This window comes from Limnohabitans sp. 15K (assembly GCF_002778285.1).
Taxonomy (GTDB): domain Bacteria; phylum Pseudomonadota; class Gammaproteobacteria; order Burkholderiales; family Burkholderiaceae_C; genus Limnohabitans_A.
This window is the reverse complement of the sequence record NZ_NESM01000001.1, coordinates 197,884-209,694: the sequence shown is the minus strand read 5'-3', so window position 1 is coordinate 209,694 and position 11,811 is coordinate 197,884. Positions and strand designations below refer to the sequence as shown.

9 protein-coding genes are annotated in these 11,811 nt (G+C 57.1%); 7 read left to right on the top strand and 2 right to left on the bottom strand.

All coding sequences use genetic code 11. The features are described 5' to 3' along the window. Positions 1 to 73: 73 nt before the first annotated feature. Positions 74 to 550, top strand: coding sequence for a transcription elongation factor GreA (gene greA / locus B9Z40_RS00970; protein ID WP_100171466.1), 477 nt, complete (start codon positions 74 to 76; stop codon positions 548 to 550). Between the two features lie 69 nt (positions 551 to 619). On the opposite strand, the gene B9Z40_RS00965 is transcribed toward greA, so the two are convergent. Then, positions 620 to 1,093: a YhbY family RNA-binding protein gene (locus B9Z40_RS00965; RefSeq protein ID WP_100171465.1), complete on the bottom strand. Its 474-nt coding sequence runs from the start codon at positions 1,091 to 1,093 to the stop codon at positions 620 to 622. A gap of 31 nt (positions 1,094 to 1,124) precedes the next feature. On the opposite strand from B9Z40_RS00965, the gene B9Z40_RS00960 reads away from it, so the two are divergent. The 4 genes from B9Z40_RS00960 to glmM all read left to right on the top strand — a co-directional run bounded on the left by B9Z40_RS00960 (position 1,125) and on the right by glmM (position 6,178). Further along, entirely contained in the window at positions 1,125 to 1,787 is a 663-nt protein-coding gene (locus B9Z40_RS00960; RefSeq protein ID WP_100171464.1) for an RlmE family RNA methyltransferase, read from the top strand. 105 nt (positions 1,788 to 1,892) lie between these two features. Beyond that, positions 1,893 to 3,809, top strand: a complete 1,917-nt coding sequence (gene ftsH, locus B9Z40_RS00955; protein ID WP_100171463.1) for an ATP-dependent zinc metalloprotease FtsH — start codon at positions 1,893 to 1,895, stop codon at positions 3,807 to 3,809. Between the two features lie 61 nt (positions 3,810 to 3,870). After that, positions 3,871 to 4,758, top strand: a complete 888-nt coding sequence (gene folP, locus B9Z40_RS00950) for a dihydropteroate synthase (RefSeq protein WP_100172841.1) — start codon at positions 3,871 to 3,873, stop codon at positions 4,756 to 4,758. 91 nt (positions 4,759 to 4,849) lie between these two features. Next, positions 4,850 to 6,178: a phosphoglucosamine mutase gene (gene glmM, locus B9Z40_RS00945; protein WP_100171462.1), complete on the top strand. Its 1,329-nt coding sequence runs from the start codon at positions 4,850 to 4,852 to the stop codon at positions 6,176 to 6,178. Positions 6,179 to 6,237: 59 nt separating this feature from the next. Here the strand turns inward: glmM and B9Z40_RS00940 are convergent, their stop codons facing one another. Continuing rightward, positions 6,238 to 7,059, bottom strand: coding sequence for a pyruvate, water dikinase regulatory protein (locus B9Z40_RS00940; RefSeq protein WP_100171461.1), 822 nt, complete (start codon positions 7,057 to 7,059; stop codon positions 6,238 to 6,240). Positions 7,060 to 7,204: 145 nt separating this feature from the next. Between B9Z40_RS00940 and ppsA the strand changes: the two genes are divergently transcribed. Together ppsA and B9Z40_RS00930 are read left to right on the top strand one after the other, a co-directional pair. Continuing rightward, a complete protein-coding gene (gene ppsA / locus B9Z40_RS00935; RefSeq protein ID WP_100171460.1) occupies positions 7,205 to 9,595 on the top strand; it encodes a phosphoenolpyruvate synthase in 2,391 nt (796 codons plus the stop codon). A 22-nt stretch (positions 9,596 to 9,617) separates the two neighbouring features. After that, complete coding sequence (locus B9Z40_RS00930) at positions 9,618 to 11,741, top strand: VC_2705 family sodium/solute symporter (RefSeq protein WP_100171459.1); 2,124 nt, start codon at positions 9,618 to 9,620, stop codon at positions 11,739 to 11,741. The last annotated feature ends 70 nt before the right edge of the window (positions 11,742 to 11,811 follow it).

Here is an 11,811-nt window from a genome sequence, read left to right as displayed (position 1 = left end):
CTCAGGCAGGGCATAATGCACTGAAAGACCGCCGAGTTCCAACACTCGGCGGTTTGTTTTTGGAGAACCCCACATGTCCACCATCCCGATCACCAAACGCGGTGCTGAAAAGCTCAAAGAAGAGTTGCATCGCCTCAAAACCGTCGACCGTCCTGGCGTGATTCAGGCTATTGCCGAGGCGCGAGCTCAAGGCGATTTGAGCGAAAACGCCGAATATGATGCAGCCAAAGACCGTCAAGGGTTCGTGGAAGGCCGTATTCAGGAAATTGAAGGCAAGTTGTCGGCTGCGCAAATCATCGACCCCGCATCGGTTGATGCTGGAGGCCGTGTGGTGTTTGGCACCACCGTAGAGTTGGAAGACGAAAGCTCTGGCGAAGCGGTTACATACCAGATCGTTGGAGAGGATGAGGCCGATTTGAAACTGGGCTTGATCAACATCAGCAGTCCGATCGCCCGCGCCTTGATTGGCAAAGAAGAGGGCGATGTGGCGGAAGTGCAAGCCCCCGGTGGTGTACGCCGTTACGAAATCGTGGGCGTTTCGTACATTTGAGACATGAAAAAGGCCGTTGAAAAACGGCCTTTAAACAATTGCAAAGGCCTGTGATGGGCCCATGTCTTGTCAGTCGTGGCGGCCCTTTTTGACCGATTTTTGCTTGGGCTTGGCCCGCTTGATCTGTCCGCCCGCAGCCAAGCGCTGGTTGCCCAGCACGCGCACGGTTTTGACTTCAGGGCGCTGACCGCCGCGTGAGCTGTATTTCAGAATTTTGAAATCGCGAGGACCCGCTTTGCGGTCTTCGTCGGTTTCTTTGATCTTCTCGGGCTGTGGACGCCAAAGGATCAGCAATTTGCCGATGTGCTGGATGGGGGCTGCATTCAATTGGTCAGCCAATTGGGCAAACATGGCTTCTCGTGCGGCGCGGTCGTCGCCGAGCACGCGGATCTTGATCAGGCCATGGGCGTTCAAGGCGGCTTCGGTTTCCTTGACGACGGCGGGGGTCAGGCCATCGCCGCCGATCATGACGACCGGATCAAGGTGATGGGCATCGGCGCGAAAAACTTTGCGCTCGGCAGGTGTAAGTTGTATTTGGGGCATCCCCGTATTATCCCCGCAAGGACGCGAAAGAATGAAAGTCAAAACCAAAAGTAAAAAAGTCAACAAAGCATGGTTGAACGACCATGTGAATGACACCTACGTGAAACTGGCCTTGAGAGAGGGGTATCGCTCACGCGCGGCTTACAAGCTGAAGGAAATTGATGAGACCTTGGGGCTGATCCGTCCTGGGGACTTGGTGGTTGATTTGGGCTCTGCCCCAGGGGCTTGGAGCCAGTATTTGCGTCGCCGCTTATCGCCCGAGGGCGCGGCAGTGGGTGAGCTCAATGGCCGGATCATCGCCCTGGACCTCTTGCCCATGACGCCGGTCGAGGGCGTGGAGTTCATTCAAGGCGATTTCCGTGAAAACGAGGTGGCTGCCTTGCTGGAAGCGGCCTTACAAGGTCGGCAGGCTGATGTGGTGGTCTCTGACATGGCCCCCAATTTGTCGGGCATCGAATCGTCGGATGCGGCTCGGGTCCAGCATCTGATCGAGCTGGCGGTGGAATTCGCCCAAAGTCACATGAAGCCCCAGGGCGCTTTGGTGGTCAAGGTCTTCCATGGCAGTGGCTACAGCCAGATTGTGAAAATGTTCAAAGAAACGTTCAAAGTGGTCAAACCCATCAAGCCCAAGGCCTCGCGCGACAAGTCTTCGGAGACTTTTTTGATAGGCATGGGTCTGATCTCAGGCCTTTGACCCCCTAATTCCTCCATTTTTGAGGGCCAAGACCCTTTTGTGCTCCCCAAGGGCCTTGAGCAGGCCTAAAATAAGTTCAGTCATTTTTTTCGATTGGAGCCCCTCTTGAATAACCCCTGGTTTTCCAAAATTGCCGTCTGGATGGTGATTGCCATGGTGCTGTTCACCTTGTTCAAGCAATTTGATAACCGTGGCGTCGCAGGTGCGAATGCCGTTGGTTATTCCGATTTCCTGGAAGAGGTTCGCAGTAACCGGATCAAGAGCGCCACCATTTCCGAAAGCCCTGGTGGCACCGAAATTCTGGCCATCACGCACGACGAACGCCGCATCAAAACGACAGCCACTTACCTCGACCGGGGTTTGGTGGGCGACCTGATCAACAGCGGTGTCAAGTTTGATGTGAAGCCCCGTGAAGAAGCTTCCTTGCTCATGACCCTGTTGGTCAGCTGGGGTCCCATGCTTTTGTTGATTGGTGTGTGGGTTTACTTCATGCGACAGATGCAAGGCGGTGGCAAAGGCGGTGCTTTCAGTTTTGGCAAGTCCAAGGCCCGCATGATGGACGAAAACAACAACAACACCACTTTTGCGGATGTGGCCGGTTGTGACGAAGCCAAAGAAGAAGTTAAAGAGGTGGTGGATTTCCTGAAGGATCCTCAACGCTTTCAGAAATTGGGCGGTCGTATTCCCCGCGGTTTGCTGTTGGTGGGACCGCCTGGAACCGGTAAGACCTTGCTGGCCAAAAGCATCGCTGGTGAAGCCAAAGTGCCATTTTTCAGCATCTCGGGTTCTGATTTTGTCGAGATGTTTGTCGGTGTGGGTGCTTCCCGTGTTCGCGACATGTTTGAAAACGCCAAAAAGAACGCACCTTGCATCATTTTCATTGACGAAATTGATGCGGTTGGCCGTCAACGTGGCGCTGGCTTGGGCGGCGGTAACGACGAGCGCGAGCAGACCCTCAACCAGATGCTGGTCGAGATGGACGGCTTTGAAACCAATCTGGGTGTGATCGTCGTGGCGGCCACCAACCGTCCAGACATTCTGGACGCAGCCTTGCTGCGCCCCGGCCGTTTTGACCGTCAGGTTTATGTGACCTTGCCCGACATCCGTGGTCGTGAGCAAATCCTGAACGTGCACATGCGAAAGGTGCCGATCGCTCAAGACGTGAACGCAGCCGTCATCGCCCGTGGCACGCCCGGCATGAGTGGTGCCGATCTGGCCAACCTTTGCAACGAAGCGGCCTTGATGGCTGCACGCCGAAATGCCCGTGTGGTCGAGATGGTCGATTTCGAGAAGGCCAAGGACAAGATCCTGATGGGCCCCGAGCGCAAGAGCATGGTCATGCCTGAGGAAGAGCGCCGAAACACGGCTTACCACGAAGCAGGGCATGCCCTCATCGGTAATTTGCTGCCCAAGTGCGATCCGGTCCACAAGGTCACCATCATTCCCCGTGGCCGAGCCCTGGGTGTGACCATGAGCTTGCCCGAGAAGGACCGCTACAGCTACGACAAAGAGTTCATGCTCAACCAGATCAGCATGCTGTTTGGTGGGCGCATTGCCGAAGAGGTCTTCATGAACCAGATGACCACGGGTGCCAGCAATGACTTCGAGCGTGCCACCTCCATTGCCCGCGACATGGTCATGCGTTATGGCATGACCGATGCTCTGGGCCCGATGGTCTATGCCGAAAATGAAGGTGAAGTGTTCCTGGGCCGCTCGGTCACCAAGACCACGAACATGAGCGAATCCACCATGCAAAAGGTGGATCTGGAGGTGCGCCGCATCATCGACGAGCAGTACAGCCTGGCCCGTCGTTTGATTGAGGAACACAGCGCCCAAATGCACGCCATGGCCAAGGCCTTACTGGAATGGGAAACCATCGACAAAGACCAGATTGCCGAAATCATGGCGGGCCGTGAGCCTTTGCCTCCAAAGGACTGGACGCCCCGAACGCCCCCAACGGGTGGCGGCAGCGGTGGTGGCACCCCGGCTGTACAGCCGGAGCCAGCGACCACAGCGGCTTGATTCTTCAAGTTCGTTGTTCGAAAGAGCGGGGCCCTGGGCCCCGTTTTTCATGGAAAAATTCATGCCCATCACACCCTTGCCACCACCGTCCGTCAAGCATTGGCAAACCTCGCGCTTTGACTTGGATCTGAGCCAACCTTTGGTGATGGGCATTGTGAACGTCACGCCGGACTCTTTTTCCGATGGCGGTTCCCATGCAGAGACCTCGCAGGCGCTGCGGCACGCCGAGAAACTGCTGCAAGAGGGCGCTGATATTTTGGACATCGGCGCGGAATCGACCCGACCAGGCGCTGAGGCGGTGCCCTTGGCCCAAGAGTTGGCGCGGCTTGAGCCCTTGCTGCGCGAAGCGCTGCGCTGGCATGTGCCCATTTCTGTCGACACGTACAAACCGGAGGTGATGCAGGCCTGCCTCGACTGGGGTGTCGACATCGTCAATGACATTTGGGCTCTTCGCCAGCCCGGGGCCCTGCAAGTTGTGGCGGCCCACCCCAGATGCGGCGTTTGTTTGATGCACATGCACCGTGACCCCCAAACCATGCAAACCGAGCCCATGACTGGCGATGTGTTGTCCGAAGTGGGTGCGTTTTTGCAAGGCCGTCTGAACAGCTTGCTGGATTTGGGTGTGGCGGCATCGCGAGTGGTACTGGACCCTGGCATTGGATTTGGCAAAACCGTGGCACAGAACTTTCAGCTTTTGGCGAGGCAGTCCGAGTTGTTGCACTTGGGATTTCCTTTGTTGGCCGGATGGTCTCGCAAATCTGCTTTAGGGGCTGCACTGGCTGAGGAAGGCCAAGTGCCAGAGCCCGCCCAAAGGCAAGCGGCCAGCGTGGCCGCCGCCTTGATGGCGGTGGAGCGGGGCGCTTCCGTGGTCCGTGTGCACGACGTGAAAGACACGGTGGATGCCCTCAAAATTTGGCATGCCATGGAGCAGCCATACAGCATCCTTTGATGCCTCGATTCAACGTGGCTGTCAGTTTTTGAGCTGTGTTGATTCGCTAAAATTCTTTCAACCATTCATAACAAAAATCAGGAACAACCCCATGGCACGCCAATATTTCGGCACAGACGGCATTCGCGGCACGGTGGGCCAAAGTCCGATCACACCCGACTTCATCTTGCGTTTGGCGCATGCTGTGGGCCGCGTGCTGAAGGCCCAAGAGGCGCATCCCGTTGTATTGATCGGCAAAGACACCCGCATTTCTGGTTACATGCTGGAAAGTGCCTTGGAATCGGGTTTCAATTCTGCGGGCGTCGATGTGGTGTTGTTGGGGCCTGTCCCGACGCCCGCCGTGGCTTATCTGACCCGTGCCCAACGTGCCTCTTTGGGCGTGGTGATCAGCGCCAGCCACAACCCGTTTGCCGACAATGGCATCAAGTTTTTCAGTGCGCAAGGTAAAAAGTTGTCGGACGCCTGGGAAGAGGCTGTTGAAGCCACCCTGCTGGAAGACCCTGTCTGGGTGGACTCTGCCGCTCTCGGGAAAACCCGCCGTTTGGACGATGCTGCTGGCCGGTACATTGAATTTTGCAAGAGCACTTTTTCGAACGACTTGACCCTGAAGGGCCTGAAGATCGTGGTGGACGCCGCGCACGGCGCGGCCTACCAAATTGCCCCCAAAGTTTTTCATGAGCTGGGTGCTGAGGTGGTGGCCATCGGTTGCTCACCCGATGGCCTGAACATCAACAAGGATGTGGGTGCCACGCATCCGGCGGCATTGGTTCAGGCGGTCAAAGACCAACGTGCCGATTACGGCATTGCTTTGGATGGGGATGCCGATCGCCTGCAATTTGTGGACGCGACCGGTCGCTTGTTCAATGGGGATGAACTGTTGTACTTGATGGTGGCCGACCGCTTGGCCCGCGACGAAGCCGTGCCGGGTGCTGTCGGCACCTTGATGACCAACTTGGCTGTCGAAGTCGCTCTGAAGGCGCGTGGCGTTCAATTTGTGCGGGCCAAAGTGGGTGACCGTTATGTACTCGAGGTTTTGCACGACAAAGGCTGGTTGCTGGGGGGCGAGGGCTCTGGCCATTTGTTGGCGCTGGACAAACACACCACGGGCGATGGTCTGGTCAGTGCCTTGCAGGTGCTGCAAGCTTGCGTGGGCAGCGGCAAGACCATGGCGCAATTACTGGACGGGATCACGCTGTTCCCGCAAACCCTCATCAATGTCAGGTTGACGCCGGGCTTCGACTGGCAAGCCCACCAGCCTTTGTGGGACGCCACACGCATGGCCGAAGCTGAGCTGGGCGACTCGGGCCGCGTCTTGATCCGCGCCAGCGGCACCGAACCTCTGGTGCGCGTCATGGTCGAGGCGCGAGACGCTGTGCAATCGCGCGAATGCGCCGAACGCATTGCAGCAACTTTGCGCTGAAAGTGTTGATTCAGGCGCTGAATCCCGCCAAGCGCTTGATGCGGGCCCGAAACATGTCTTCAGTAAATCAGCCGATCCGGCTTGATCTCCTGCAAGATGGTGGTGGCAATTTCTTCGATCGATTTGGTGGTGGTGGACAGCCAGCGGATGCCCGAGCGGCGCATCATGGCCTCGGCCTCTGAGACCTCCATGCGGCAATTTTCAATGCTGGCATAGCGCGAGTTGGGGCGTCGCTCCGCACGGATTTCGGCCAGACGATCAGGTTGAATGCTCAGACCAAAAATCTTCTTCAGGTGGGGCAGCAAAGCCGGCGGCAACTGGCGGCGGTCAAAGTCTTCTGGAATCAAGGGGTAGTTGGCGGCTTTGAGGCCGTGCTGCATGGCCAAGTACAGGCTGGTCGGGGTTTTGCCGCTGCGGCTCACGCCGACCAAAATTACCTCGGCAGACTCCAAGTCGCGGTTTGATTGTCCATCGTCGTGTGCCAGCGAGAAGTTGATGGCCTCGATCCGGTCGTGGTATTCCTTGCTTTTGCTCACATCCGAAAAACGCCCCACCCGGTGGTGCGATTTGATGCCAAGTTCTGCCTCCAAAGGGTTCACAAAGGTGCCGAACATGTCGAGCAGCATGCCCTGGCAATTCTCTTGCAAGACCTTGAGGACATCCATGTTCACCAAAGTGGTGAAAACGATGGGTTTGGTCCCTTCGGTCTCTGCGGTGTGGTTGATTTGCCGGACCGCTTGGTGTGCCTTGTCGATGGTGTCGGTGAAGGGCAACCGCACATGGCGTGACTTCATGTCGAACTGAGCCAGGATGGCGTTGCCAAAAGTCTCGGCCGTGATGCCCGTGCCGTCGGAGACGAAAAAAACAGTGCGTTTTGACATACTTGGAATTAATTTCAAATGCCGGGATCAACAAGACCCCTAAAATCAGTCGATTATCCATCGCTGTCCAATTGGGGTTCCATTCAAAGAACAACAAAAACCCCGACCTGCGCACTGGAGCCCGGTTTTAACTTTGGAGCTTTGCATGTCTGATCTTTTCAGTGAGACCGCCCTGGTCGTTCCCTTCGAGTTGTTGCGCATGACCGACGTCGAGTCGGTCGGTGGCAAAAATGCCAGCTTGGGCGAGATGATTTCCCAATTGCCCTCGGGCGTGAGGGTGCCCACGGGTTTTGCCACCACCGCCCACGCTTTCAGGCAATTCCTGGCCTTTGGTGGTTTGACCGACCGCATCAACGCCCGTTTGGACGCTTTGGACACCGAAGATGTGCGCGCCTTGGCCGCAGCCGGTGCCGAAATCCGCGCCATGGTCGAAGCCCAACCTTTCCCCGACGATTTGGCCCAAGCCATTCGTGAAGAATTTGTGCGCCTGCAGGGCAGCAACCCCGAGGCTTCTTTTGCCGTGCGCTCCTCTGCCACCGCCGAAGACTTGCCCGACGCCTCTTTTGCAGGCCAACAAGAAACCTTTTTGAACGTGGTCGGCATTGAAGACGTGCTGCACAAAATGAAAGAGGTGTTCGCCTCTTTGTACAACGACCGCGCCATCAGCTACCGTGTGCACAAGGGCTTTGCCCACGCCGATGTGGCCTTGTCTGCAGGCGTTCAGCGCATGGTGCGGTCCGATCTGGGCGCTGCAGGCGTCATGTTCACCATCGACACCGAGTCAGGCTTTGAAGACGTGGTCTTCATCACCTCCAGCTATGGCTTGGGCGAGACGGTGGTGCAGGGCGCCGTGAACCCTGACGAGTTTTATGTGCACAAGCCCATGTTGGCTGCGGGCAAGCGCTGCGTGATTCGTCGCAACTTGGGCTCTAAACTCATTGAGATGGTGTTTGCCACGCCAGAAGAAAAAGCGGCTTCAGGCAAATTGGTCAAAACCACCGATGTGCCCACAGAGTTGCGTAACCGCTACAGCCTGACCGACGACGACGTCGAGCAATTGGCCCGCTATGCGGTGGTGATCGAGCAGCATTACGGCCGCCCCATGGACATTGAGTGGGGCAAAGACGGGACCGATGGCTTGTTGTACATCTTGCAAGCGCGACCTGAAACGGTGAAGAGCCAAGCCAAAGGCACCCCAGAGCTGCGTTACAAGCTCAAAGGCAAAAGCACCATCTTGGCCGAGGGCAGGGCGATTGGCCAAAAAATCGGCACGGGCCCGGTGCGCTTGGTGCACAACATCAGTGAGATGGACCAAGTCCAGCCCGGTGATGTTTTGGTGACCGACATGACCGACCCGAACTGGGAGCCGGTCATGAAGCGTGCCAGCGCCATCGTGACCAACCGGGGCGGACGCACCTGCCACGCGGCCATCATTGCCCGCGAGCTGGGCATTCCTGCCGTGGTGGGTTGCGGCAATGCCACAGAGCAATTGACCCAAGGCACTTTGGTGACCGTCAGCTGCGCCGAGGGCGACACTGGCCACATTTACGATGGCTTGCTGGAAACTGAGATCAGCGAGATCCAGCGTGGCGTGTTGCCCGAGATCAAGACCAAGATCATGATGAACGTGGGCAATCCCCAACTGGCTTTTGATTTTGCACAACTGCCCAATGCAGGTGTGGGCTTGGCCCGTTTGGAATTCATCATCAACAACAACATTGGCGTGCACCCCAAGGCCATCTTGGATTACCCTGCCATCGACGCTGACCTGAAAAAAGCCGTGGAATCGGTGGCCCGTGGCCACGCTTCTCCCCGTGCTTTTTACGTGGACAAAGTCGCCGAAGGCGTGGCCAGCATCGCCGCCGCTTTCTGGCCCAAACCGGTCATCGTTCGTTTGTCGGACTTCAAGAGCAACGAGTACCGCAAGCTCATTGGCGGCAGCCGTTATGAGCCGGAAGAGGAAAACCCGATGTTGGGTTTCCGGGGTGCTGCGCGGTACATCAGCGCTGACTTTGGCGAAGCCTTTGCCATGGAATGCGAAGCCCTCAAACGGGTGCGCGGCGAGATGGGCCTGACCAATGTGCAGATCATGGTGCCCTTCGTTCGCACCTTGGGTCAAGCCGAAAAGGTCACCCAGTTGCTGGCCAGCCAGGGTTTGCGCCGTGGCGAAGAGGGCCTCAAAGTCATCATGATGTGTGAAGTGCCCAGCAACGCCATTTTGGCCGAGCGCTTCCTGGAGTTCTTCGACGGTTTTTCGATCGGTTCAAACGACTTGACCCAGCTCACACTGGGCCTCGACCGCGACTCGGGCTTGGAGCTGTTGGCCGCCGATTTTGACGAACGCGATCCGGCGGTCACCGCCTTGATCTCGCAAGCCATCCAGGCTTGTTTGGCGCAGGGCAAGTACATTGGCATTTGTGGTCAAGGTCCCTCAGACCATCCTGATTTTGCCCATTGGTTGATGGCGCAGGGCATCAGTTCGATTTCGCTGAACCCGGACACGGTCATCGAAACTTGGACCAATCTGGGCAGCTGATTTTTCAGCTCCGGGCCTTGCGATGAATCCTCCCCTGGCGTCCCGTTCCGCAGCGGATTACCGCTGGCGTATTCACCGCAATGTGTTGATCTACATGGCCATTCTCATCAGCTTGATGGGGGCCGTGGCATGGGCTGAACAATGGGGTTTGTCACGCAACTTGATTGGCCCCATTTTTTTGTTCAGCACGGTGATGATTTATGCCTTGATCGGCATTTCCAGTCGCACCACCGACCAAGATGAGTATTACGTGGCCGGACGGCGCATCCCGGCCATGTACAACGGCATGGCCACGGCCGCCGATTGGATGAGTGCGGCGTCTTTCATCAGTTTGGCGGGGGCCCTGTATTTACAAGGCTTCTCTGGCAACGGGCAGCAGCCCGGTGGCTTGGCTTATGTGATGGGCTGGACGGGTGGGTTTTGTCTGGTGGCCTTGTTGATTGCGCCCAAGTTGCGGGCGATGGCGCTTTACACACTGCCGGACTATTTTGACCAGCGTTACGGTGGACGTTGGCCTCGCATCATTGCCGCCTTGGCGTCTGTTTTGTGTTCGTTCACCTATGTGGTGGCACAAATTTATGGCATTGGCTTGATCGCCTCGCGCCTGACGGGCGTGCAGTTTGAAATTGGTATTTTGTTGGGCCTCGGTGGGGTCTTGTTGTGTTCTTTTTTGGGGGGCATGCGCGCCATCACCTGGACGCAGGTGGCTCAATACATCATGCTGTTGTTGGCTTTCATGATTCCAGTGTCATGGTTGGCCTACAAGCAGATGGGCACCCCCTTGGCCCCATTGGCCTACGGGCAACAATTGGCCAAAATTGCGGCCATTGAGCAAAAACTGGTCAACGACCCGGCTGAAATGGAAGTTCGCCAAGTCTTTGCCCGTCGTGCCCAGACGTTTGAAGACCGCCTGAAAAATGTTGATGGCGCGATGGTCGCCCTGCGCCAAGAGTTGGAAGAAAAAATTCGCCTGCTCAAGGCGCAATCGGCCGATTACTCGGCCATTGCGCAAGCTCGGCGTGAGTTGTTGGCCGTTCCGCACGATGCTGCCACCGCCCGTGATCAATGGACGCGTGCCATGCAAGACAACCGGGAGCGGGCCAAGCCTTTGGGTGGCATGCCCCCGCATGCACAAGCTTTTGCCGGTAACCCAGAGGGGAGCCCTGAAGAGGTCAAGTTGTTTGGTGAATCTCGCCTCAATTTTTTGGCCTTGGTTTTTTGCCTCATGGTCGGAACTGCGGGCTTGCCGCATTTGTTGACGCGTTTTTACACGGTGTCCTCGGTGGCGCAGGCCCGCACTTCGGTGGCTTGGTCACTCTTCTTCATTGGTTTGCTTTATTTGAGCGTTCCCGCCTTGGCCGTGATGGTCAAGTTCGAGGTGCTGAACAATTTGGTGGGGAGCCGTTTTGAGGACTTGCCCAACTGGATGGCCCAATGGGCCCGTTTGGACTCGGCGCTTTTGGAGTTCTCTGATGTCAACGGCGATCGGATTTTGCAATTGGGTGAGATCAAACTGGGGGCCGACATGGTCATGCTGGCCACCCCCGAGATGGGCGGCATGCCTTTTGTGGTGTCAGGCCTGGTGGCGGCAGGTGGGTTGGCGGCGGCATTGTCAACGGCCGATGGCTTGCTTTTGACCATCAGCAATGCCCTGGTCCACGACATCGGGCCTGGTCGCGAGAACAAGCCCAAATCATCCGAAGGCCGTGTCATTTTGTCCAAATTTGCGTTGTTGGCGGTGGCCATGTTGGCGGCCGTGGTGGCCGCTTTCAAGCCAGCTGAATTTTTGGCCTTGGTCTCTGCATCGTTTTCGTTGGCTGCGGCTGCGTTTTTCCCTGGCATGGTTTTGGGCATGGTCTGGCACAAAGTGCATCGCCCAGCGGTGGTGGCTGGCATGCTGGCGGGTTTGGGTGTGACGCTGTATTACATGGTGATCAACGCGCCTGGTTTCCGTCACTTTTGGAATTTGGCACCCAGTGAGGGCTTGTGGTTTGGCATTCAGCCGCTGTCGGCGGGTGTATTCGGCGTGCCTGCTGGGTTTTTGGTGATGCTTGTCTTGACTGGCTTGATGCCCAGCGCCTGGGTCACCCCACGCGTGCCACTGGCAACTTCATCAAGGGTCAACAGCGACTATCCAGGGCTCTGAAACCACGCTATAATTTGAGGCTTCGCCTTGCCGCACCCCGACCAGACGCTGGGGGCGGCTTTTCCAACCT

Bases quoted from the DNA above. Each gene is read 5' to 3' on its own strand.
- greA (WP_100171466.1), top strand. From the start codon at position 74: ATGTCCACCATCCCGATCACCAAACGCGGTGCTGAAAAGCTCAAAGAA.
- B9Z40_RS00965 (WP_100171465.1), bottom strand. From the start codon at position 1,093: ATGCCCCAAATACAACTTACACCTGCCGAGCGCAAAGTTTTTCGCGCC.
- B9Z40_RS00960 (WP_100171464.1), top strand. From the start codon at position 1,125: ATGAAAGTCAAAACCAAAAGTAAAAAAGTCAACAAAGCATGGTTGAAC.
- folP (WP_100172841.1), top strand. From the start codon at position 3,871: ATGCCCATCACACCCTTGCCACCACCGTCCGTCAAGCATTGGCAAACC.
- glmM (WP_100171462.1), top strand. From the start codon at position 4,850: ATGGCACGCCAATATTTCGGCACAGACGGCATTCGCGGCACGGTGGGC.
- B9Z40_RS00940 (WP_100171461.1), bottom strand. From the start codon at position 7,059: ATGTCAAAACGCACTGTTTTTTTCGTCTCCGACGGCACGGGCATCACG.
- ppsA (WP_100171460.1), top strand. From the start codon at position 7,205: ATGTCTGATCTTTTCAGTGAGACCGCCCTGGTCGTTCCCTTCGAGTTG.
- B9Z40_RS00930 (WP_100171459.1), top strand. From the start codon at position 9,618: ATGAATCCTCCCCTGGCGTCCCGTTCCGCAGCGGATTACCGCTGGCGT.